20 protein-coding genes and 2 tRNA genes are annotated in these 22,230 nt (G+C 72.3%); 17 read left to right on the top strand and 5 right to left on the bottom strand.

Translation table 11 applies throughout. The annotated features are described in order from the left end of the window. Positions 1-7 precede the first annotated feature (7 nt). A complete protein-coding gene (gene recF / locus COO58_RS07125) occupies positions 8-1,141 on the top strand; it encodes a DNA replication/repair protein RecF (protein ID WP_098744255.1) in 1,134 nt (377 codons plus the stop codon). Beyond that, a complete protein-coding gene (locus COO58_RS07120) occupies positions 1,131-1,736 on the top strand; it encodes a DUF721 domain-containing protein (protein ID WP_091567619.1) in 606 nt (201 codons plus the stop codon). Before recF ends, COO58_RS07120 begins: the two co-directional genes overlap by 11 nt. Here the strand turns inward: COO58_RS07120 and COO58_RS07115 are convergent. Then, positions 1,727-1,966, bottom strand: a complete 240-nt coding sequence (locus COO58_RS07115) for a hypothetical protein (RefSeq protein ID WP_091567615.1) — start codon at positions 1,964-1,966, stop codon at positions 1,727-1,729. The genes COO58_RS07120 and COO58_RS07115 overlap by 10 nt on opposite strands. An 84-nt stretch (positions 1,967-2,050) precedes the next feature. Between COO58_RS07115 and COO58_RS07110 the strand changes: the two genes are divergently transcribed. After that, positions 2,051-2,542, top strand: a complete 492-nt coding sequence (locus tag COO58_RS07110; protein WP_098744253.1) for a MarR family winged helix-turn-helix transcriptional regulator — start codon at positions 2,051-2,053, stop codon at positions 2,540-2,542. Here COO58_RS07110 and COO58_RS07105 read toward each other — a convergent pair. Continuing rightward, positions 2,527-3,081 (bottom strand): hypothetical protein, encoded by a 555-nt coding sequence (locus tag COO58_RS07105; RefSeq protein WP_098744252.1) that lies wholly within the window; start codon positions 3,079-3,081, stop codon positions 2,527-2,529. The two genes, COO58_RS07110 and COO58_RS07105, sit on opposite strands and share 16 nt — an antisense overlap. 547 nt (positions 3,082-3,628) lie before the next feature. Between COO58_RS07105 and gyrB the strand changes: the two genes are divergently transcribed. The 6 genes from gyrB (at position 3,629) to COO58_RS07080 (ending at position 10,904) form a co-directional block, all read left to right on the top strand. Next, a complete protein-coding gene (gene gyrB / locus COO58_RS07100; RefSeq protein ID WP_091567604.1) occupies positions 3,629-5,575 on the top strand; it encodes a DNA topoisomerase (ATP-hydrolyzing) subunit B in 1,947 nt (648 codons plus the stop codon). A 130-nt stretch (positions 5,576-5,705) separates the two neighbouring features. Further along, complete coding sequence (gyrA, locus tag COO58_RS07095) at positions 5,706-9,485, top strand: intein-containing DNA gyrase subunit A (RefSeq protein WP_098744250.1); 3,780 nt, start codon at positions 5,706-5,708, stop codon at positions 9,483-9,485. Between the two features lie 3 nt (positions 9,486-9,488). After that, positions 9,489-10,424 (top strand): DUF3566 domain-containing protein, encoded by a 936-nt coding sequence (locus COO58_RS07090; RefSeq protein ID WP_091567596.1) that lies wholly within the window; start codon positions 9,489-9,491, stop codon positions 10,422-10,424. A gap of 129 nt (positions 10,425-10,553) precedes the next feature. Next, a tRNA-Ile gene (locus COO58_RS07085) sits at positions 10,554-10,627 on the top strand. A gap of 43 nt (positions 10,628-10,670) precedes the next feature. Further along, complete coding sequence (locus COO58_RS30450; protein ID WP_013283222.1) at positions 10,671-10,799, top strand: DLW-39 family protein; 129 nt, start codon at positions 10,671-10,673, stop codon at positions 10,797-10,799. 29 nt (positions 10,800-10,828) lie between these two features. Continuing rightward, a tRNA-Ala gene (locus COO58_RS07080) sits at positions 10,829-10,904 on the top strand. Between the two features lie 43 nt (positions 10,905-10,947). Here the strand turns inward: COO58_RS07080 and COO58_RS30130 are convergent. Next, complete coding sequence (locus tag COO58_RS30130) at positions 10,948-11,151, bottom strand: tyrosine-type recombinase/integrase (RefSeq protein WP_176558761.1); 204 nt, start codon at positions 11,149-11,151, stop codon at positions 10,948-10,950. Positions 11,152-11,820: 669 nt separating this feature from the next. Between COO58_RS30130 and COO58_RS07070 the strand changes: the two genes are divergently transcribed. The 5 genes from COO58_RS07070 to COO58_RS07050 all read left to right on the top strand — a co-directional run bounded on the left by COO58_RS07070 (position 11,821) and on the right by COO58_RS07050 (position 14,897). Beyond that, positions 11,821-12,255, top strand: a complete 435-nt coding sequence (locus COO58_RS07070) for a hypothetical protein (protein ID WP_218012338.1) — start codon at positions 11,821-11,823, stop codon at positions 12,253-12,255. A 447-nt stretch (positions 12,256-12,702) separates the two neighbouring features. Further along, positions 12,703-13,356: a Type 1 glutamine amidotransferase-like domain-containing protein gene (locus tag COO58_RS07065; RefSeq protein ID WP_091567587.1), complete on the top strand. Its 654-nt coding sequence runs from the start codon at positions 12,703-12,705 to the stop codon at positions 13,354-13,356. 91 nt (positions 13,357-13,447) lie between these two features. Then, positions 13,448-13,750, top strand: coding sequence for a helix-turn-helix transcriptional regulator (locus tag COO58_RS07060; protein ID WP_176558860.1), 303 nt, complete (start codon positions 13,448-13,450; stop codon positions 13,748-13,750). After that, positions 13,747-14,133 carry a VOC family protein gene (locus COO58_RS07055; RefSeq protein ID WP_098744247.1) on the top strand — a complete coding sequence of 129 codons (387 nt, stop codon included), beginning with the start codon at positions 13,747-13,749 and terminating at the stop codon, positions 14,131-14,133. Before COO58_RS07060 ends, COO58_RS07055 begins: the two co-directional genes overlap by 4 nt. A 29-nt stretch (positions 14,134-14,162) precedes the next feature. After that, entirely contained in the window at positions 14,163-14,897 is a 735-nt protein-coding gene (locus COO58_RS07050; RefSeq protein WP_098744245.1) for a PH domain-containing protein, read from the top strand. Positions 14,898-14,901: 4 nt separating this feature from the next. Here the strand turns inward: COO58_RS07050 and COO58_RS07045 are convergent, their stop codons facing one another. After that, positions 14,902-15,492: a dienelactone hydrolase family protein gene (locus tag COO58_RS07045; RefSeq protein ID WP_091567578.1), complete on the bottom strand. Its 591-nt coding sequence runs from the start codon at positions 15,490-15,492 to the stop codon at positions 14,902-14,904. A gap of 64 nt (positions 15,493-15,556) precedes the next feature. Between COO58_RS07045 and COO58_RS07040 the strand changes: the two genes are divergently transcribed. The 3 genes from COO58_RS07040 (at position 15,557) to COO58_RS07030 (ending at position 17,659) form a co-directional block, all read left to right on the top strand. Continuing rightward, entirely contained in the window at positions 15,557-16,138 is a 582-nt protein-coding gene (locus COO58_RS07040; protein WP_091567576.1) for a helix-turn-helix domain-containing protein, read from the top strand. 75 nt (positions 16,139-16,213) lie between these two features. Continuing rightward, a complete protein-coding gene (locus COO58_RS07035; protein WP_091576774.1) occupies positions 16,214-17,161 on the top strand; it encodes an L-threonylcarbamoyladenylate synthase in 948 nt (315 codons plus the stop codon). A 78-nt stretch (positions 17,162-17,239) separates the two neighbouring features. After that, a complete protein-coding gene (locus tag COO58_RS07030) occupies positions 17,240-17,659 on the top strand; it encodes a CBS domain-containing protein (RefSeq protein WP_091567574.1) in 420 nt (139 codons plus the stop codon). Positions 17,660-17,773: 114 nt separating this feature from the next. On the opposite strand, the gene COO58_RS07025 is transcribed toward COO58_RS07030, so the two are convergent. After that, on the bottom strand, positions 17,774-22,228 hold the full coding sequence (locus COO58_RS07025) for an HAD-IC family P-type ATPase (RefSeq protein ID WP_369700194.1): 4,455 nt from the start codon (positions 22,226-22,228) through the stop codon (positions 17,774-17,776). Between the last annotated feature and the right edge of the window lie 2 nt (positions 22,229-22,230).

Below are 22,230 nucleotides of genomic sequence, written 5' to 3'. Positions count from 1 at the left end.
ACAGCCTGTGTACGTCCGCCGGCTCGAACTGGTCGACTTCCGCTCCTACGAGCGGGTCGGCGTCGACCTTGAGCCGGGTCCGAACGTGCTCGTCGGCGCCAACGGCGTCGGCAAGACCAACCTGGTCGAAGCGCTGGGCTACGTGGCGACCCTGGACTCGCACCGGGTCGCCACGGACGCCCCGCTGGTGCGGATGGGCGCCACCTCGGCGGTGATCCGCTGCGCGGTGGTGCACGACGGCCGGGAGCTGCTGGTCGAGCTGGAGATCGTCCCGGGCAAGGCCAACCGGGCCCGGCTCGGCCGGTCCCCGGCCCGGCGCGCCCGGGACGTGCTGGGCGCGCTGCGCCTGGTGCTCTTCGCGCCGGAGGACCTGGAGCTGGTCCGCGGCGATCCGGCCGAACGCCGCCGCTACCTGGACGACCTGCTCGTCACCCGCCAGCCCCGCTACGCCGGCGTCCGCGCCGACTACGAGCGGGTGGTCAAGCAGCGCAACGCGCTGCTGCGGACGTCGTACCTGGCCCGCAAGACCGGCGGTACGCGCGGCGGTGACCTGTCCACCCTCACCGTGTGGGACGCCCACCTGGCGCAGCACGGGGCCGACCTGCTCGCTGGCCGGCTGGAGCTGGTCGCCGCGCTCACCCCGCACGTGGCGAAGGCGTACGACGCGGTGGCCGCCGGCCGGGGCGCGGCCGGCATCGCGTACCGGCCGTCGGTCGAGCTGCCCGAGCCGGCGGCCGACCGGGCGGCGCTGGTCGAGGCGCTCACCGCCGCGCTCGCCGCGAACCGGTCCGCCGAGATCGAGCGCGGCACCACGCTGGTCGGGCCGCACCGCGACGACCTGGCCCTCACGCTGGGCCCGCTGCCGGCCAAGGGGTACGCCAGCCACGGCGAGTCCTGGTCGTACGCGCTGGCGCTGCGGCTGGCCGGCTACGACCTGCTGCGGGCCGACGGGATCGAGCCGGTGCTGGTGCTGGACGACGTCTTCGCCGAGCTGGACGCCGGCAGGCGGGAACGGCTGGCCGAGCTGGTCGGCGGCGCCGGCCAGCTCCTGGTGACCTGTGCGGTGGACGACGACGTGCCGGCGACGCTGCGCGGCGCCCGCTACGCGGTCGCGGAGGGGACGGTGCGACGTGTCGGATGACGAGGTGCGGCTCCCGCCGGCCCGGCTGGGGCCGGGACGCGACGCGCGTACCCCCGGGAAGTCGGCGGACGGCGAGCCGGCCGCGGGCCTGCCGGAGGGCGCGAGCGGGCCGGAGCTGGCCCGGGCGGTGCTCGACGCGGCGAAGGCCCGGCGCCAGACGGCGGCCCCCCGGCGGCGTGCCGCGGTGCGCGGCGACGGCGAGCGGCGGCTGCGCGGCTACTCCGGGGCCGGGCCGGACCCGCGTGACCCGCAGCCGCTCGGCGCGGTGCTGGACAAGCTGGTCAAGGCGCGGGGCTGGCAACAGCCGGCGGCCGAGGCGACCGTCTTCGGCGCCTGGGAGAAGGTGGTCGGGCCGGAGGTCGCCCAGCACAGCCGCCCGGTGAAGCTGGAGAACGGTGAGCTGACCGTGGAGGCCCGCTCGACGGCGTGGGCCACCCAGCTGCGCCTGCTGGCCGGCTCGCTGCTCAAGCAGATCGCCCGTGAGGTCGGCCACAACGTGGTGCGCAAGCTGCACATCCACGGTCCGGCCGCGCCGTCCTGGTCGCGGGGGCCGCGCCGGGTGCGCGGCCGGGGACCGCGCGACACCTACGGCTGACCGTCGCCCCCGGCCCGCCGGGCCTCCCGGCGGGCGCGCTTGAGTTCCCGTTGTTCGCGGCTCCACTGCTTGCGCCGCTCCAGGTCCTGTTTCCAGGCCTCGCGCGCCAGCCGCGAGCCGCCCTGCACGGCACCCTGCACCTGGGAGGGGCCGGCGAGGTTGCGGAAGACCCAGCCCAGGAGGCGTCCGCCCTGGCCGGAGGTGTCGCCCACCTGCTCGTCGCTGCTCATCGGCACCCTTCCCAGACGATTGGCGTACAAACAATTGGTACACCAATCGTTGGTATCATCGCAACGACGACGAGGAGGGCGCACGTGACCGACCGGGTCGAGGACGATCCCCTGGCGCTGGAGCAGCAGGTCTGCTTCGCCCTGTCCGTCGCCGCGCGCGGTGTGGTCGCCGTCTACCGCCCGCTGCTCGAACCGATGGGACTCACCCACCCGCAATACCTGGTCATGCTGGCGCTCTGGCAGCACGCGCCGCTGTCGGGCCGGGAGCTGAGCCGGTTGCTCCAGCTCGACCCGGGCACGCTGTCGCCGCTGCTGAAGCGCCTCGAAGCCGCCGGCTACCTACGACGCGAACGGGACGCCTCCGACGAGCGCAGCCTGGCCGTCTCGCTCACCGCCGAGGGGCGGGCCCTGCGGGCGCAGGCCGAGCGGATCCCGCCGGCCATCGTGCAGCGGCTCGGCCTGCCGCTGGCCGACCTGCGGCAGTTGCACGACGCCCTCACCGAGGTGATCGCCGCCGCCAACCGGGCCACCACCGGGCCCGGCGGGGCGGGGGACCCGGGTCAGGCGTCGGCGTAGACCGCGAAGCCGCGCTCGGCGCACCGCCGGTAGAACGCGGCCAGCACGCTCAGCTCGGCGCAGGTGAAGTTCCACTGCGGCGGATCGCCGCTCTCGTCCCGCAGCCGGTCCAGCCGGCTGTCCAGCCAGCGGAGCTGCTGCTCGGCGAGCCGACCGTCGCCGAGCAGCGCGCGCAACACCTCGCTGACCGACTCGAACGTGATCGCCTCGCCGTACGGGCGGTGTCGGGCGACGAACTTCTCCACGCCCTCGGCGATCCAGGAACACCCGTCCGGGTCGATCACCGGATCCTCGTCCTCGGCGGCGTTCTCCGTGGCGTAGAGCACATTCTCCAACCCGAGGATCAGGTCGACCAGCTCCGTGTACACGGTTGCCCGCACCGTGCCGGTCTTCGCGATCAGCTCGGCGAGCGCGGCGGTCGGTGCGGAGATCCGTGGCATGTCCACGATCTCACCGAAGTCCACGAACTCAGCCGGCGCGACCGGGTCGTAGAAGCGGCCGGTACGCGGCCAGTGCACCGCGACGTTGTCCAGCCCCATCTGGCGTCACCTCTCACCAAGCGTCGTCGGACCATCTCCGGCGATGGTCCCCGGTTCGGGCGCGAAAGATCAAGACCGCAACGGCGGCGCCGCAAAAGGTACGGCACGTCGAGTTCCGCCGCGACCCCCGGTCGGCGCCCGTCGTCGGCCGGGCCGGCGAGCGGCCACGGGTCGCGGCGGCCGATGGCGCGGCACGGCCCCAGTGGCGTGTAGGGGGAGTCGCGGGCAGCGAGGTTCGTCCGGCTACGGCATTCTCAGCCGCCTCGGAGAGGGTGCCGAGTGGCGGTTTGGTCGGCTCCGCACAGTAAGATTGGGGGCGAGACGAAAGACCCGACACGGAGCGACGGACACGGGCCCCCAGGGCCCTTGATCATTGTCCCGCATCGGGTCCGAGCCGATCGCGATCCGCGGGCATCCGCGGCGACCGGTGTGCACGATCCGTGACCTGGCGATCCCGGGGGCGGCCCGTGCGCGCCGACGTCGCGTCCTGTCCGCCGAAACCCGCGCCCCGCGCCCACGCGCGGCCGGTGCGAGAAAGTGGCCGAGGGTGGCAGCGGAGGACAACAAGAAGTACGGCGCCGAGTCCATCACCGTGCTGGAGGGCCTGGAAGCGGTCCGGAAGCGGCCCGGTATGTACATCGGGTCCACCGGCGAGCGCGGTCTGCACCACCTGGTGTGGGAGGTCGTCGACAACGCGGTGGACGAGGCGCTGGCCGGGCACTGCGACACCATCGACGTGGTGCTGCTCGGCGACGGGGGGGTCCGGGTCACCGACAACGGCCGTGGCTTCCCGGTCGACCTGCACCCCAAGCTGAAGAAGCCGGGTGTCGAGGTCGCGCTGACCGTGCTGCACGCCGGCGGCAAGTTCGACGGCAAGGCGTACGCGGTCTCCGGCGGCCTGCACGGCGTCGGCGTCTCGGTGGTGAACGCCCTCTCCACGAAGATGGCCGTGGAGATCCACAAGGACAACTTCGTCTGGCGCCAGCGCTACGACCACTCCAAGCCGACGCCGCTGGAGAAGGGTGAGCCGACCGACCGGACCGGTTCCGCGGTGTCGTTCTGGCCCGACCCGGACGTCTTCGAGACGGTCGACTTCGACTTCCACACCATCTACCGGCGACTGCAGGAGATGGCCTTCCTCACCCGCGGCCTCACCATCCACCTGCTCGACGAGCGGGTGCCGGAGGACGAGGAGGGGAAGCTCCGCGAGGTCACCTTCCACTACGACGGCGGCATCGCCGACTTCGTCCGGCACCTCAACGCCTCGAAGAACCCGATCCACAAGACGGTGGTCGAGTTCGGCGCCGAGGAGACGGGCATGTCGGTCGAGATCGCCATGCAGTGGAACGAGTCGTACGGCGAGTCGGTCTACACCTTCGCCAACAACATCAACACCCACGAGGGCGGCACCCACGAGGAGGGCTTCCGGGCCGCGTTGACCAGCGTCGTCAACCGCTACGGCGCGGAGAAGAAGCTGCTCAAGGGCGACGAGCGGCTCTCCGGGGAAGACATCCGCGAGGGCCTGGCCGCGATCATCTCGGTCAAGCTCACCGACCCGCAGTTCGAGGGTCAGACCAAGACCAAGCTGGGCAACACCCCGGTCAAGGGCTTCGTGCAGCGGGTCTGCAACGAGTCGCTGGTCGACTGGTTCGACCGCAACCCGGCCGAGGCGAAGACCATCATCCAGAAGGCGTCCCAGGCCGCCCGGGCCCGCATCGCCGCCCAGCAGGCGCGCAAGCTCGCCCGCCGCAAGTCGCTGCTGGAGTCCGGCTCGATGCCGGGCAAGCTGGCCGACTGCCAGTCGACCGACCCGCGCGAGTCCGAGGTCTTCATCGTCGAGGGCGACTCGGCCGGTGGTTCGGCCAAGCAGGGCCGCGACCCGCGCACCCAGGCGATCCTGCCGATCCGCGGCAAGATCCTCAACGTGGAGAAGGCCCGGATCGACCGGGTGCTGAAGAACAACGAGGTGCAGGCGCTGATCACCGCGCTGGGCACCGGCATCCACGACGACTTCGACATCGAGAAGCTGCGCTACCACAAGATCGTGCTGATGGCCGACGCCGACGTCGACGGCCAGCACATCCAGACGCTGCTGCTCACCCTGCTGTTCCGGTTCATGCGGCCCCTGGTCGAGCTGGGGCACGTCTACCTGGCCGCCCCGCCGCTCTACAAGATTAAGTGGAACAAGAAGGGCGACGACGCCCAGTACGCGTACTCCGACCGGGAGCGTGACGGGCTGATCGCGCTGCGGCAGCAGAAGAAGCCCAACGCCCGGCCGGACGACATCCAGCGGTTCAAGGGTCTCGGTGAGATGAACTACCCCGAGCTGTGGGAGACCACGATGAACCCGGCCACCCGCACCCTGCGCCAGGTCACGCTGGACGACGCCGCAACCGCCGACGAGCTGTTCAGCGTCCTCATGGGTGAGGACGTCGAGGCGCGCCGCTCGTTCATCCAGCGCAACGCCAAGGACGTGCGGTTCCTGGACATCTGACGGACCGGTCCGGGCCGGCCGGAAATCCACCGGCCGGCCCGGCGGTCCACAGAGTTATCCACAGTCTGGCCGCTTTCCACAGCCGTTATCCACAGCGAGATCACGACTCTGAGTCTGATAAGGGTTAACAGTGACCGATACTCCCGAGTCCACCCCGAACGAGCCGGAGACCCCGGAGACAGTGGCCGCGGTCGTCCAGCACGACCGGATCGAGCCGGTCGGCCTCGAGGTCGAGATGCAGCGCTCGTACCTCGACTACGCGATGAGCGTCATCGTCGGGCGGGCCCTGCCGGACGTCCGGGACGGGCTCAAGCCGGTCCACCGCAAGATCCTCTACGCCATGTTCGACTCCGGCTACCGCCCGGACCGCGGCTACGTGAAGTGCTCCCGGGTCGTCGGCGACGTGATGGGCCAGTTCCACCCGCACGGTGACTCGGCCATCTACGACGCGCTGGTCCGGATGGCACAGCCGTGGTCGCTGCGCTACCCGCTGGTCGACGGCAACGGCAACTTCGGCTCGCCGGGCAACGATCCGGCCGCCGCCATGCGCTACTGCCTCACCGCAGATGCCCGGATCCGTACCGTCGACGGCACGGTGCGGATCGGCGACGTCGTGCCGGACGCCGCGCCGAGCAGTGAGACCGACGTCGAGCTGAAGGTCCGTGACCGCAACGGCGACCTGGTCCGCGCCAGCAGGTTCTTCCACTCCGGCGAGCACCCGACGCTGCGGCTGCGCACCCGCGAGGGGTACGAGCTGACCGGCACCCACAACCACCCGGTGCTCTGCCTGGTGAACGTGGCCGGCGTGCCGACCCTGCTGTGGAAGCTGCTCGCCGAGATCGCCCCGGGCGACCGGGTGGTCCTGCAGCGCACCGTGCCGGACGAGATCGGCTACCCGATGCTGGAGCACGTCGAGGCGGCCGTCCTGGCCGGCGCGTTCGTGTCCGAGGGCTGGGTGTCGGAGCGCCGGGCCGGTTTCAACAACGTCGACCGGGACTTCTTCGTCCGCGTCCTGACGGCCTACGACCTCGCGGTCGGCGGCCCCCGCTACGTCGCCGAGCGCGTCATCGCCTCCGGTAGCACGCTGCACGAACTCGACGTACAGGACCTCTCCGCACTCCGGGCGAGTGTCCTCGGCGAGATGGTCGGCGCGCGGAGTGCCGCCAAGTTCGTGCCGGAGTTCGTCTGGCGCGGACCGGCCGCGGTCAAGCGGGCCTTCCTCCAGGCGCTGTTCGAGGGCGACGGCTCGTCCTCGCTGCTGCCGCGCCACACCATCCAGGTCTCGTACTCGACCCGCAGTGAGCGTCTGGCCCGCGAGGTGCAGCAGCTCCTGCTGGAGTTCGGCGTCGTCAGCCGCCAGTGCCGGTACGAAAACGGTGAGATCAAGGTCGTCGTCACCAACCGGCGGGACGCCCGGATCTTCGCCGCTCACGTCGGCTTCCTCGGCCGCAAGCAGGCCAAGCTGGAGTCCGAGCTGGCCCAGGTGCCGGCGAGCAGCACCGCGCTGTCCGGCGACCACGTGCCGTTCGTCGGTGACTTCGTCCGTGAGCACGGCGCGAGCCGCTGGACCGAGCGTGACTGGCTGCGCCGGCACAACGTCGACCGGATCGAGCGCTGGGAGCGAGACCGCGACGAGATCGCCGCCCGGATCACCGAGCCGGGGATCCTCGACGTGGTCGAGCCGTTGGTCGACGGTCGGTTCTACTACGCCGAGGTGACCGACGTCACCGACGCGGGGGTTCGGCCGGTTTACAGCATCCGGGTCGACACCGACGACCACTCGTTCGTCTCCGACGGCTTCGTCAGCCACAACACGGAGTGCAAGCTCGACCCGCTCGCCATGGAGATGCTGCGGGACATCGACGAGGACACCGTCGACCTGCAGGACAACTACGACGGCCGGGCCAAGGAGCCCACCATCCTGCCGTCGCGGATCCCGAACCTGCTGATCAACGGATCCGAGGGCATCGCGGTCGGCATGGCCACCAAGATCCCGCCGCACAACCTGCGTGAGATCGGCGCGGCCGTGCAGTGGTGCCTGGAGCACCCGGAGGCCGACGAGGCGACCACGCTGGAAGCCCTGCTGGAGATCGTCAAGGGCCCGGACTTCCCGACCCACGGCCTGATCGTCGGCCAGGCGGGCATCCAGGACGCGTACCGGACCGGGCGTGGCTCGATCCGGATGCGCGCGGTGGTCGAGGTGGAGGAGGACAAGCGGGGGCGGCCGGCGCTGGTGGTCAGCGAGCTGCCCTACCAGGTCAACCCGGACAACCTCGCCGAACGCATCGCCGAGCTGATCAAGGAGGGCAAGCTCGCCGGCATCGCCGACATCCGGGACGAGTCCTCCGGGCGTACCGGCATGCGGATCGTGCTCGTGCTCAAGCGCGACGCGGTCGCCAAGGTGGTGCTGAACAACCTCTACAAGCACACCCAGCTCCAGGAGACGTTCGGCGCCAACATGCTGGCGCTGGTCGACGGCGTGCCGCGCACGCTCAACCTGGCCCAGTTCATCCGCTACTACGTCGAGCACCAGATCGAGGTGATCCGCCGGCGGACCGCGTTCCGGCTGCGCAAGGCGGAGGAGCGCGCGCACATCCTGCGCGGCCTGTCCAAGGCGTTGGACGCGCTGGACGAGGTGATCGCCCTGATCCGGCGCTCGCCCACGGTGGAGGACGCCCGGCAGGGGCTGATCCGGCTGCTGGACATCGACGAGGTCCAGGCGACCGCGATCCTGGACATGCAGCTGCGTCGCCTGGCCGCCCTGGAGCGGCAGCGCATCCTGGACGACCTGGCCAAGCTCGAGCTGGAGATCGCCGACCTCAAGGACATCCTGGCCAAGCCCGAGCGGCAGCGGCGGATCGTCTCGGAGGAACTGGGCGAGATCATCGCCAAGTGGGGCGACGAGCGCCGCACCAAGATCGTGCCGTTCGACGGTGAGGTCTCGATGGAGGACCTCATCGCCCGCGAGGACGTGGTCGTGACGATCACGCGCACCGGGTACGCCAAGCGGACGAAGGTCGACCTCTACCGGTCGCAGCGGCGTGGGGGCAAGGGCGTCAGCGGGGCGACGCTCCGGCAGGACGACATTGTGAGCCACTTCTTCGTATGCTCTACCCACGACTGGATCCTGTTCTTCACGAACAAGGGTCGGGTCTACCGGGCGAAGGCGTACGAGCTTCCCGAGGCCAGTAGGGTGGCCAAGGGCCAGCACGTGGCCAACCTGCTCGCGTTCCAACCGGACGAGCAGATCGCGCAGATCATCGAAATCCCGAACTACCAGGTGGCGCCCTACCTGGTACTGGCCACGAGAAACGGCCTGGTGAAGAAGACGCGGCTCGAGGAGTTCGACTCCAACCGTTCCGGCGGCATCATCGCGGTCAACCTGCGCGATGAGGACGAGCTGGTCGGTGCGGTCCTGGTGGCTCCGGAGGACGACCTGCTGCTCGTGTCGAAGAACGCGCAGGCGATCCGCTTCAACGCCACCGACGAGGCGCTGCGTCCGATGGGCCGGGCCACCTCCGGCGTGATCGGCATGCGCTTCAGCGGCGAGGACGAGTTGCTCGCCGTCGAGGTGGTCCGGGAGGGTCTGGACGTTCTGGTCGCGACGAACGGGGGCTACGCGAAACGTACCCCGATCGAGGAATACCCGGTCCAGGGCCGGGGAGGTAAGGGCGTGCTGACTGCGAAGATCACCGAGCGACGCGGTGGTCTGGTCGGCGCAGTCGTGATCGATCCGGAGGACGAGCTGTTCGCCATCACCAGCAACGGCGGCGTCATCCGGACTCCGGTGAAGCCTGTACGCCGTACGCGTGACCGGAACACAATGGGGGTCAAGCTGATGGACCTCCCGGACGGCGTGACTATCGTGGCGATTGCTCGCAATGCCGACGAGCCTGACGAACAGGACTAGTTGATGACGGAGACACAGGCGAAGTCGGGGAACAAGGGGACCTCGGCCACCCCGGTCGACGAGGAGGCCGCGCAGGGCGGTACACCAGCGACCGGCCGCGCGGCCGTGGGTCGGGCCACGGTCCCCGCCGACGCGCCTGCCCCGAAGTTCACCCGGGCCCCCGGCATGGCCCCGCCTCCCGACAAGCCCGCCGAGGACTCGGGGACACGCGACGCCACCGAGACCAAGGTCGACGCGCCCACCTCGGCCGACGGCCTGGCCGCCCCGGCCGCGGCGAAGCCCGCCACGAGCACACCGCCGACCACGCCGACGGCGGCCGCCCGGCCGTCCCCCGGGACGACCGGCACCCAGCCGCGCATCGGCGCCGGTCTGGGCACCGCGCCCAAGACGGCGCCCGACGGTGCCCGCCCCGCCGGCGGCGCCCAGGCCCAGCAGCCCCAGGGGGGCCGCCCCGCCAACGGCGGTGGCCTGCCGCCGGGGATCAGCGGCGCGGCGGCCGTCGGCGCCGCGCGTGTCGGTGAGGCGGTACGCGCCGCGCGTACCTCGGTCAGTTCGGCCGCGTCGCGCGGGCCGCGCCGGGCCCGGCTGAACCTCAAGCGGATCGACCCCTGGTCCGTGATGAAGTTCGCGTTCGCGGTCTCGGTCGTGCTCTTCATCGTCGTGGTCGTGGCGACCTCGGTGCTCTACCTCGCGCTCGACGCGATGGGCGTGTTCAAGAGCGTCAACGACAGCCTCACCGACCTGGTCAATGCCGGCGGCGGCTCGGGCGGCGGGGGCGGGTTCCGGATCACCGCCAAGGGCGTGATCCTGACCTCCGCGCTGATCGGCCTGGTCAACGTCGTGCTGTTCACCGCGCTGGCCACGCTGAGCGCGTTCGTCTACAACGTCTGCGCCGACCTGGTCGGCGGGATCGAGCTGACGCTCGCCGAGCGGGACTGAACCGGACGACGCCGGGGCGCCGCCGCGTAAAGCGGTCGCCCCGGCGTCGTGTCTCCGGGTAGGTTCCGTCATGGGACCCCCGATTTGGGGGCGCAGAAGGCGATGGGTTAACCTTGCTCGTCGCTACGCGGGGCTATAGCTCAGTCGGTTAGAGCGCAGAGCTGATAACTCTGAGGTCGCTGGTTCGATTCCAGCTAGCCCCACCGCACACCGTCCGACGGTCGTCGAGCGCGAGGGGTCAAGCCCATGTTCAAGAAGCTGCTGATCCTGGCCGGCATCGTCGGTGTGGCCGCCGTCGTGGCCAAGAAGGTCAAGGCCTCGAACGACGAGCGCGCCCTGTGGCACGAGGCCACCACCGCGCCCGACCTGCGCTGAGCTGACACCGGGCGGTTGCCGCCCGACACGGGGCCCTAGCTCAACTGGCAGAGCACTGCCTTTGCAAGGCAGGGGTTAGGGGTTCGAGTCCCCTGGGCTCCACCAACACAAACACCGGTTGATCTCGGGTCCGAGTACAGCCAAGCGGTCACGTCGTCCCTTCCTCGCCGAGCACTCGGTCGATGGCCGAGGCAGCAGCCTGACGAGCCCGCGCCGGCAGGACGTGCCCCATAGGTGTCGGCCGTGATCGTGGGTGCCCGAGCAGCTCCATCACCGTGCGCAGCTCCTCGCCCTGGTCGAGCAGGAACGTGGCGAACGCGTGCCGGAGGTCCTGCGGGTGCAGCCAGTCCAAGCAGCCATGGCCCGCAACTGCTTGAAGCACCGACTGGCGTTCCAGGGCTCCACCGGGGTGCCGACGTGCTGGCGCGGACCCACCCGAAGCCGACCACAGCTCTCCCGCTGCAAGCCGTTCCCTGGCCTTCCAGGCCCGCCGAGGCTCCAACCGCGGACCGCCAGCGCGGACAGCGGCAGAGCCGGCTCGACCGGTGCGTCTTCGGCACGAACTCCAACCTGCGGTCCGGGCGCCGGACCGTCTAGCGGACGAACAGCGCCGTACCTGGCAGGTCGAACATCCTACTTCCACACCGAGATGACAAGTCTCGAGCGACCCTGGTCGAAACTGGAGGCGGTCGGACCGACTGCCACCGAGCACGAAGGTGACGACCGGGCACCGGTCGTGGAGCAGATATGCGATGTCTGGTGGGATGGCCCGAACCTTCTCGCGGGCGACGATCATTCTTGGCGGTGAGAGCTGCGTTTCTGGTCCGTCGACCTGCCGCCCTGGGTGCGGGGTGCGCGTCCGGGCGGAACTCGGCCGGTGATGAGGAGCAGAACGTGACGGCAGGTTGCAGCGGGGCAGCGGCCTCGAAGCGATTTCGTTAGGCTGCGGTTCCCCTCCTACCAAGGTCCAGAAGGGATCGATATGCGAGTTGCGCGGATGGTTGCAGGATCGACAGCGGTCGTGACTGCAGTTTTCGGGCTGAGTCTGGCAACCGCCGGCCCCGCCGCGGCGGCGGAGAGCGGCACCTGGGTTGCTTACGGCAACACAAACCCGATTACCTCCAGCTCCAGCACCTGGGGCTGCGCCGGCAGCCAGACGCTCGCCACCGATGTGCTCGCCCAGGTCTGCGCGATCAGGGCGGCGAACAACACGGGCACCCAGTCCGCAGTGATCGTCCGCAACAACCGATCCACCGCCTATTCGGTGCACACGTACGCGGACCTGTTCACCTCCAACGGTGGCAACCAGGGGGCGTGGCAATGCGCCACCAAGGCGCTGGCGGCGAACGGGTGGACAGTGTGCTTCGGACGCACCATCACCCTCAGCAAGGTCATCTCGGTGAACTCTGTGGGGTCTGCCAACGGTGTACGCCTCGGCACGTCGCCCTACGTCTAAACCCCAACTGGATGGGCGCGCAAATTTCGTGGCCGCGCGTACTCCTCCGTACAAGCGGACGGGAACGTCGGTAGTGTCGACTTTCCCGAGTCGGCCTGCATCAATGTGAGTCAACCCCTGGCATTCCCATTGACGATGCGGTGGCAGTTAGGCGCAAAACGCGTCGTGGACAAGCTGGCACGCGAGCGCCTCTTCTGATTTTCCTTCAGATCCAGGAGTCGTGCTCGCATGCCCAGTTCCCGAAGCCAGGTGGTGCGCGACAGGTCCCAGGGGGCCAGGAGTGGCAGGAGCCGCCGACGAACGCCCTAGCCATGCCGATGTGCGTGCGGAGGGCTTCGGGTTCGCAACGGCGATGAGTTTCGTTGCGGTGTCTGGTCTGTAGTGGCGAGAGCGCCTGATCCCAGCTCTCGCGGAGAGGGTCATGGCCGCTACGTACAGGAGGCAAGCGTGAAACTTCTTCTCACGTCCGCGGGCGTCATGAACCCGAGCATCCGCGATGCGCTGGTCGACCTGCTGGGCAAGCCGATCGCCGACTCCAGTGCCCTCTGCATCCCCACGGCGACGTATCCCATGGGCGGGCCGGCCTCGGCCTGGCGCTTCATCACCGGGCAGACGCCGCTGCCCATGTGCGACCTGGGCTGGAAGTCGCTGGGCGTCCTCGAGCTGACAGCACTGCCGAGCATCGGCGACGAGCGGTGGGTCTCCTGGGTTCGGGAGGCCGATGTCATGCTCGTGGGCGGCGGTGATGCGACGTACCTGTGCCACTGGATGCGGCAGTCCGGGCTGGCCGATCTCCTGCCGTCGCTGCGGGACACCGTCTGGGTGGGGTTGAGTGCGGGGAGCATGGTGCTGACCCCCCGGGTCGGCGCGGACTTCGTCGCGTGGCAGGCAGCGCCCGACGACCGCACGCTGGGGGTCGTCGACTTCTCGATCTTCCCCCATCTGGGTCTTGAGCCGGACAACACCATGGCTGGTGCGGAGAAGTGGGCGGCCGAGATCGGGGGGTCGGCGTACGCCATCGACGACCAGACGGCGATCAAGGTGGCCGACGGCACGGTCGAGGTCGTTTCCGAGGGGCACTGGAGGCATTTCCCCGCGTAGCCGCGGCCAAGGGTGGTCGGCCTGGCCGCAGGGAGGTCGATCATCGGAACGATCATGTGCGCCCTCGTTGTATGCAAGCGGCGACTTGCCTATTGTGGTGGACGTGGGCGATCTCTTCCAGGCGCTGGCCGATCGCACCCGCCGCCTGATCCTCGACGAGCTGACCGAGCGCGACGGTCAGACCCTGTTCGAGATCTGCGGCCGGTTGGCGACGCGGCACCAGGTCGGCTCGTCCCGGCAGGCGATCTCGCAGCACCTCGACGTCCTGGAGGCCGCCGGCCTGATCGTCACGCGGCGGCAGGGGCGCTACAAGTTCCACCACCTCGACACCCGCCCGCTGCGGTCCATCACCGAGCGATGGCTCAGGTCCGAACCCACCGAGGAGACCCCATGAGGATCAACCTGACGAGCGTGTACGTCGACGACCAGGAGAAGGCGCTGCGCTTCTACACCGACGTGCTCGGCTTCGTGAAGAAGACCGACGTGCCGACCGGGGAGCACCGCTGGCTGACGGTCGTCTCGCCCGAGGCCCCGGACGGCGTCGAGCTGCTGCTGGAGCCCGATGCGCACCCGGCCGCCAAGGCGTTCAAGGAGGCGCTGGCCGGCGACGGCATCCCGCTCACGCAGTTCGCGGTGGACGACGTCGCCGCCGAGCACGACCGGTTGCGCGGGCTCGGTGTGTTGTTCACGCAGGAGCCCGTCGACATGGGTCCGGTGGCCACCGCCGTGTTCGACGACACCTGCGGCAACCTGATCCAGATCGCGCAGTACAAGTAGCACTGGACACGGCCGGTCACCCTAACGGCATGACCCGGTGGCAGCGACCGTACTCACTGGACCTGGAGACCGCCGGCGCGCTTCTCGGCGTGCTGCTGACGGCCGGCGTCGGGGCTTTCCTCGTGGTCGGCGGCCTGTACGGAGTGGTCCCGGCGCCGGTGGCCGTGTTCGGTGCGGCCTGGCTCGCGCTCGGCCTCGTGGTGGGGGTCCGGCAGGCGATGCTGGGCGTCTACGTGAGCGACGTCGGCGTGCGCTCCCGTGCGATGTTCCGCACGACGACGGTGCCGTGGGAGTCGGTGGCGGAGATCCGCAGCGGCACGGGCTCGATGGCGGGGCTGGACATGGGTCGGCTGGCGATCGTCATCGACCGGGTCGACGGCGAGCCGGTGCAGACGCCGTTGCAGCGCGGCCACTTCCGGCTGTTCTCGCTCAACCCCGAGTTGGGCCGGCTGGCGACCTGGCCGGAGCACTACGACGAGATCCTCACCACCCTGCGGGCGCACCACCGGGCCGCCCGAGCGGCGGGGCCACCGTCCCCGCCGCTCGGGCGGCCGTCCCCGCCGGCCGGACCGCCGTCCCCGCCGGCCGGACCGCCGTCCCCGCCGGCCGGACCGCCGTCCCCGCCGGCCGGGGCGGCCGGTTCACCCACGCTGAGCGCCGACCAGCGCCGGGACCTCCACGTGCTGGCCCGCCAACACCAGCGGGGTGCGCTCACCGACGCCGAGTACGCCGCCGCGGTGGCGCGGCTGCGGGACGCCGGGTGAATCGTCAACCGAGTCGGGCGAGGAGGTCGCGGCTGCGGCTCACCACCTGCGCGGTCGCGTCGGCGTCGTACGACGGGAGGGAGCGGTCGGTGAACAGGTGCCGATCGCCCGGGTAGACGAACAACTCGCCGCGCTCGGGGCCGACGATCGACACCAGCTCCCGAGCGGCGTCGACGTCACCCTCCAGGCCGAAGAACGGGTCCTGCTCCATGCCGTGCACCTGCACGGCCACGCCGTCGGGCCAGGGGCCGATCGCCCACTCGCCGGTCACCGGCAGGCAGGCCTCGTAGAGCAGGGCGGCCCGTGCGCCGGGCCGCGTCTGGGCGAGCCGCTGGGCGATGGCGGCACCCCAGGAGACGCCCGCGTAGACCAGGTCGGGGCGCAGGTCGGCGGCGATCCGGTCGGCCCGCTGGTCGAGGACGTCGCCGCCGATCCGCTTGATCAGCGCCGAGCCGTCCTCAAGGCTGGCCGGCCGCTCGCCGTCGAAGAGGTCGGGGACGTGCACGGTGTGCCCGGCGGCGCCGAGCGAGTCGGCGAGGGCGCGGACGCCATCGGTGAGCCCCCGCAGGTGGTGGAAGAGGAGGATCTCGGCCATCCCTAGACTCCTGACTGTCGGACCAGAATCATCGAACGAACCAGAATCTTAGAACGGTCGAGAAATGTCGGTCAATCAGCGGATCCCGGACTACGACCTCGACGACCTGCTCGTGGTCACCGCCCCCGAGCAGTTGCGCGCGCTCGCCGACCCCCTGCGCGGCACCCTCCTGGAGCTGTTGCTGGAACGCGCGGCCACGGTGAACGAGATGGCCCGTGCCGTGGACCGGCCCAAGAGCAGCGTGGCCTACCACGTGAACCAGCTGGTCGACGCGGGACTGCTGCGCGTGGTGCGCACCCGGCGGGTCCGGGCCATCGAGGAACGCTTCTACGGCCGGGTCGCCCGCACGTTCTACGTGGGCGCTCTCCACCGCCCCGAGGACAAGCAGGTCGTCGCCCGGATCAACGGCCTGGCCGAGGCCGCGGCCGAGGCGGCCGCCGCGCACGCCGCCGACGAGCTGCGCTGCACGCTGGTGCACGCCCGCATCCCGATCGAGGACGTCCGCGAGTTCTGGGCGGAGGTGCAGGCGCTGGCCCGGAAGTTCGCCCAGATCCCCCGCGCCGGCGACCAGGTGTACGGCTTCGCGGCCGGCCTCTACCCCACCGACGCGCCCAGCCTCCCCGACGCCGCCGACGAGCGGGACTGATCCGGCCGGGGTCCCGCCGGGTCGGCCTCCGGCGCAGGCTAGCGTCGGAGCGTGAGCACCGGAACCCCGCGCGTCCTGCCAGCCGACAGTGGCATCGACGAGGCCGCCGCTGTGCTGCGCGCCGGCGGGCTGGTCGCCTTCCCCACCGAGACGGTCTACGGGCTGGGCGCGAACGCGCTGGACGCCCACGCCGCCGCGCGGATCTTCGAGGCGAAGGCCCGGCCCAGCTTCGACCCGCTGATCAGCCACCTGGCCGACGCCGCCGACCTGACCGCCCTGGTCGGTGCGGTGCCGGCGGCCGTGGCCGCGCTGGCGGACCGGTTCTGGCCCGGCCCGCTCACCCTCATCGTGGACCGGCCGGCGGCGATCCCGCCGATCGTCACCTCCGGCCTGGAGACCATGGCCGTGCGGGTGCCCGACGAATCGGCCGCCCGGGCGCTGATCGCCGCCGCCGGCGTGCCGGTGGCCGCGCCGAGCGCCAACCGGTTCGGCCAGCTCAGCCCCACCCGCGCCGAGCACGTCGTGGCCGGTCTGGGCGGCGCCGTGGACGTGGTGCTCGACGGTGGACCCACCCGGTGCGGGATCGAGTCGACCATCGTGGACGCGCGCGGCGACCGGCCGGTGGTGCTGCGGCTGGGCGCGCTGCCGGTCGAGGCGCTGGTCGAGGCGGTCGGGCCGGTCGACGTCCGTCTCGGCAGTTCCGGCCAGCCCGTGGCACCCGGGACGCTGGCCGCGCACTACGCCCCGCGTACCCCGTTGCGGTTGGACGCGGCGGGCGAGCCCGACGGCGGCCGGCGCGGGTTCCTGGCGTTCCGCGAGCCACCGGCGGCGGGTGACTGGGCGGCGGTGGAGGTGCTGGCACCGGACGGCGACCTCACCGCCGCGGCGGCGCGTCTCTTCGACGCGCTGCACCGGCTCGACGCGGCCGGGGTGACCGAGATCGTGGCCGAGCCGGTGCCCGACGAAGGGGTCGGGCGAGCCGTCAACGACCGGCTGCGCCGGGCCGCCGCCACCTGGCACTGACCTCGCGAATGGGTCGCCGGGCCGGGGGTAGGAGAGAAGAGGAAGACCGATCCCCCCCGGAAGTGAGGTGTGACGCGTATGCCGACCGCGCGCGAGATCATGACCAACGACGTGAGCTGTGTCCGGGAACAGGACGACCTCCGCACCGCCGCCCGACGGATGGCCGAACTCGGCGTCGGGTCGCTGCCGATCTGCGGCGACGACAACCGTCTCAAGGGCATGGTCACCGACCGGGACATCGTGGTGAAGGTGCTGGCCGCCGGCAAGGACCCCGCCGACGTGACCGCCGGTGAGCTGGCCCAGGGCGAGGCGGTGACGATCGGGGCCGACGACGACGCGGCCGAGATCCTGCGGACGATGGGGCAGCACAAGGTACGCCGGCTGCCGGTGATCGACGGGCACGACCTCGTCGGCATCGTGGCCGTCGCCGACGTGGCCCGGTCGCTGCCGGACCGCCCGGTCGGCGACCTGATCGAGGCGATCTCCGAGCGGGCCTGAGCGGTTCCCCGTGCGCGCCGCCCCACCCGGTGAGAGCCGGTGGGGCGGCGTTCGCGGTCACGGGGTCAGCGGCACCGTCTCGGGCCCAGGTAGCCCGTACCGACGAAGGTCACCTCAGGCGTCATGCCCTTCGCCGTACCCCTGCTCCGGGCGCCCATGCGAGCCGGGCTGCGGCAGGCGGTCCACCAGCCGGGTCAGCGCGCCGTTGGCGAACGTCGCGCCCAACGCCGAGCCGGTGGCGATGGTCCAGCCCATCGGGCCCAGCGGCGTACACCCGAAGAACTGGCTGACCCCCGGCGTCTGCACCACCACGACCAGCACCCCGACCGACGCGGCGGTGGCCGCCAGCACGGTCGGGCTGGTGCCGCCGGCCAGCACGGTCTGGCCGAGCTGGGTGCCGATCAGCGAGGCGAGCGCGACGGTGCCGGCCCGGCGTCGGGTGCCGGTCCACCGGGCGATCGTCCAGCCCGCCGTCGCGCCCAGCGTGGTCGCCGCCGCCCGGAGCCCGATCTCCCGGGTCATGGTGGCGCCGAGCGAGGAGTCCGGGCCCTCGCGCAGCAGATGGTCGGCGCGGTCGTCGGCCGGCGGTCGGACCGCGATGGCGAGCGCCGGCGCGAGGTCGGTGAGCAGGTTGACCAGCAGCAGTTGGCGTCCGGTCAGGGCGGAACGGCCGGTCGACGCGGCGGTCAGCACGCTGAACGCGATCTCGCCGAGGTTGCCGCCGACCAGGATGCTGAGCGCGTGGCGGACCGACGACCACATGGCCCGCCCCTCGACCAGCGTGGCGATGATCGTCTCCAGCCGGTCGTCGGTCACCACCAGGTCGGCGGCCGCCCGGGCGGCCGGGGTACCCCGCTGGCCGAGGGCGATCCCCACGTCGGCGAGGCGGATCGCCGGGGCGTCGTTGGCGCCGTCGCCGGTCATCGCCACCGTCCGGCCCCGGCGCTGCAACGCCTGGATGATGCGGACCTTGTGCGCGGGCGTGCACCGGGCCACCACGTCCGTGGCCATCAGCCGCTCCGCCAGCGCGGCGTCGTCGAGCCGGTCCAGGTCGGTGGCGGTCACCACCCGCTGCTGCCCGTGGTCCGGGCTGATGGTGGCCGCGATCGCCTCGGCGGTCGCCGGATGGTCACCGGTGATCATGACGGTGTGCACGCCGGCCGCGCGGATCCGCTCCACCGACGGCCGGGCGCTCTCCCGTACCCCGTCGGCGAGCGTCAGGAAGCCCACGAACACCAGCCCGTCGACCTGCTCGTCGCTGACCGAGTCGGTGGACACGGGACACTCCGCGACGGCGAGGATGCGGTGCCCGGCGCCGGCCCGGGCGGCCAACATGGCCTGCACCTCGTCCCGGCCGGCCGCGTCCAGCGGGCGGTCGCCCCCGGCGGTACGCCGGGACGCGCAGCGCGGCAGCACCGACTCGGGCGCGCCCTTCACACTCAGCAGCAGGCCGTCGGCGGTCCGCCCGACCGTGGCGCTGTAGCCCCGCGACGGCTCGAACGGCAGCCCGCCCGTCGCGGTCCAGCCCGCCGCGCCGGTCTGCTCGGCCACCCCGGCCGCGTTCGCGCCCCGGCGTACCGCCCGGTCGGTCTGCTGCGGCAACTCGTCCGGGTCGGCGGCGAAGGGGGTGGCACGCAGCGCCGCCGCCAGCGTCGCCCGCAGCGGCTCGTCGAGCCGGTCCGCCGGGCCGTACCGGTCGTCGCCGGTGCCCACGCCGGCCAGCAGCAGCTTTCCCTCGGTGAGCGTGCCGGTCTTGTCGAAGCAGAGCACGTCCACCCGCCCCAGCGCCTCGATGGTGCGCGGGTTGCGCACCAGGGCGCCGTGCTCGGCCAGCCGTCGCGCCGCCGCCAGCTGCGCGGCGCTGACCAGGAACGGCAGCCCCTCCGGCACCGACGCCACGGCCAGGTTCGCGGCGGTCGCCGCCGTCTCGGCCAGGGGTACGCCCCGGAGCAGCCCCGCCCCGGCCACCGCGATCGCCGAGCCGGCCGCCAGCGGTACGGCGCTGCTGGTCAACCTGCCGAGCCGCGCCTCCACCCCACTGGTCGGCGGGGCCTCCCGGGCCATCGCCATGCTCCGCCCGGCCTCGGTCTCCGCGCCGGTGGCCACCACCACGGCGGTGCCGTGCCCGGCGGCGACCGTGGTGCCCTCGAAGAGCATCGAGTGCCGCTCCGCGATCGCGGCGGCGACCACCGGCTCCGGGCTCTTCGCCACCGGCAGGGACTCGCCGGTCAGGGACGACTCGTCGGATTCCAACCCGTCGCTGGACAGCACCCGGCAGTCGGCCGGTACGGCGTCCCCGGAGCTGACGCTGACCACGTCACCGGGCACCAACTCCTCGGCGGGCACCACCCGTTCCACGCCGTCCCGCAGCACCCGGGCGGTGACCGCGGAGCGGGACAGCAGCTCGGCCAGCGACCGTTCGGTGTTCCGCTGGTGCACGGCGCCGACCAGCGCGGAACCACCCACCAGGCCGCCGACCAGCGCCGCGTCGACGAGCGAGCCGAACGCGGCGGAGAGCACCGCCCCGGCGGCCAGCACCGGGGTGAGCGGATTGGACAGCTCGTCGACGAACGCGCGGAGCAGGCCGGCCGGTCCGTTCCCGGCCCCGCCCGCCGGGCCGCGACGGCGGGTCGCCTCCTCGTCGGTCAGCCCGGTCGGGTGGGTGCCGAGCTGGTCGAGGACCGTCTCCACCGGCATCAGGTGCCACGCGGTGAGCACGGGCACCGGCGCGCCGGTCCGGTCCGGCAGGCGGTGCGCTCGGAAGACCCCGTGCGCGAAGGCGGCCGCGGCGGCCCCGTTCACCGCCGCCATCGTCCGCCCGGGCAGCTGCCGGGGGGCTGCGGTGAACGCGCCGAGCGCGCCGAGTCCGCTGCCGGCCATGGCGATCCTGAGGTTCTGCCCGGTCATCCGACGAGCGACCCCGGCCGCGTCGATCAGCAGGGCGGGGATGCGCAGGTCGTCGCCGACGAGCAGGTGCGCGCCCCACGGGGGCAGGTCGTCCGGCGCGGCGACGCCGAGCCCGCAGTCGGCGGCCGCGAGAGCCGAGCGCTCGCCCGAGACCACCATCACCACGGCACCCTCCCGTTGCAGGTCACGGACCGCTTCGGCCAGCCGTGACCCACCCGGTACGCGGCGGTCGGCGAAGTCGTACCGGCCGTCCTCGGCGCCGGCGACCACGAGGCGTAGGCCGGCCTGGCGGGCGGCGGACGCCAGCGCGTCCACCCCGGGGGCGGGTTCCGGCTCGACCCGGAGCACGGCGGCGAGCCGGCCGCCCCGGGCCAGCCCGAGCAGCCGTCCCCCGTCGGCGCGCAGCCGCCCACTGTCCGGGGTGTCCCCGGGGTCTTCCGCGTCGATCCGGTCCAGCGGCCCGATCCGCCAGTCGTCGACGTCCCGTACGGCGTCCGGTTCGGCCGGGTCGAACAGCGCGAACGCCCGGGCGGCGACCTGCCCGGTGTCGGCGCCGGCCAGCGGCGCCAGGTCGGCCAGCACCCCACGGTCGGAGCCGAGGACGGCCGCGTCCAGCACGACGGTGTCGATCCGGTCCAGCTCCCGCAGCACGCTGCGGTCCATCGCGATCACGCCGCGGCGGGCGAGCATCCGGCCGAGCTGGGCCGCGTACCCCTCACGGCCGCTGCCCGGGGCCTTCGGTAACGAGGAGAGCGCCAGCGCGGCGGCCCGTTTGCCGCCGGCCACCGGGATGGCGGCGGCCCCGGCCACCGCGCCGGCCGCCAGCATCCGCTTGATGTAACGCTCGGCCTGGCCGTCCGGGACCGGGCAGGGCCGTTCCCCGTCCGGCACCCGGGCGACAGCCCGCTCCGGGTCGCCGGTCAGTGCCGGCTCGGCCCGGCTCCACGCGGCGAGTTGGGCCCGCGCCTCGCCCCACTGCACCACCCGCTGCGCGCCGTCGAGCACGATGCCGGCCCAACCGCCGGTGAGGCCCTGCACCACCGCCTCGGCGAGCGGGAAGAGCACCTCGGCGCGGGGGTCGGCCCGCAGGCCCCGGCCGGCCAACGCGTGCAGCTTCGGGTGCAGGTCGACAGCGGTGAGCAGGCCCGCCACCTCGCCGGGGACCGGAGTGAACGGCAGGATCCGGGTGGCCGCGGAGATGGTCAGGCCGAGCGCGTCGGAAGCCAGCGCGCCGAGCGTACGAGGGGTTCGCGGCCCCTCCTCGGGCGGGTGCGGCGGCGGGATCTCCGGGTCCGGCTCGTAGGGGCACGCCCGCTCGGCGCGCGCCACGGTCGCGATCAGGTCGCGCAGCTTCGGCGCCGGTTCGCCGGTCGCCACCACCACCCGGCCGGAGGGCGCGTTCACCCGCGCCCAGGTCACCCCCGGCACCGCCTCCAGCGCCGCCTCGACCTGCCGGGCCAACCGGTCTCCGCCGTCCTGACAGACGCCGTGCACCTCGATGTGGTGCCGGCCGTCCCGTGACCAGACGCGGCGTCGGGTCAGCCCGGCCAGGCGGGCCAACCGGCTGGCCGCCGTGCCCACGCTCCCGGCCGCCTGCGTGACGGCCGGCGGCACGGGTGGGCCGGGCAGGGCCGACCCGACGGTACGCGCGACCCGCGCCACGG

Source organism: Micromonospora sp. WMMA1996, from assembly GCF_002573675.1.
Taxonomy (GTDB): domain Bacteria; phylum Actinomycetota; class Actinomycetes; order Mycobacteriales; family Micromonosporaceae; genus Micromonospora; species Micromonospora sediminicola.
This window is presented reverse-complemented; position numbering and strand designations above follow the sequence as displayed.

Bases quoted from the DNA above. Each gene is read 5' to 3' on its own strand.
- COO58_RS07115 (WP_091567615.1), bottom strand. From the start codon at position 1,966: ATGAGCAGCGACGAGCAGGTGGGCGACACCTCCGGCCAGGGCGGACGC.
- COO58_RS07105 (WP_098744252.1), bottom strand. From the start codon at position 3,081: ATGGGGCTGGACAACGTCGCGGTGCACTGGCCGCGTACCGGCCGCTTC.
- COO58_RS07090 (WP_091567596.1), top strand. From the start codon at position 9,489: ATGACGGAGACACAGGCGAAGTCGGGGAACAAGGGGACCTCGGCCACC.
- COO58_RS30450 (WP_013283222.1), top strand. From the start codon at position 10,671: ATGTTCAAGAAGCTGCTGATCCTGGCCGGCATCGTCGGTGTGGCCGCC.
- COO58_RS07055 (WP_098744247.1), top strand. From the start codon at position 13,747: ATGAGGATCAACCTGACGAGCGTGTACGTCGACGACCAGGAGAAGGCG.
- COO58_RS07050 (WP_098744245.1), top strand. From the start codon at position 14,163: ATGACCCGGTGGCAGCGACCGTACTCACTGGACCTGGAGACCGCCGGC.
- COO58_RS07045 (WP_091567578.1), bottom strand. From the start codon at position 15,492: ATGGCCGAGATCCTCCTCTTCCACCACCTGCGGGGGCTCACCGATGGC.
- COO58_RS07040 (WP_091567576.1), top strand. From the start codon at position 15,557: ATGTCGGTCAATCAGCGGATCCCGGACTACGACCTCGACGACCTGCTC.
- COO58_RS07030 (WP_091567574.1), top strand. From the start codon at position 17,240: ATGCCGACCGCGCGCGAGATCATGACCAACGACGTGAGCTGTGTCCGG.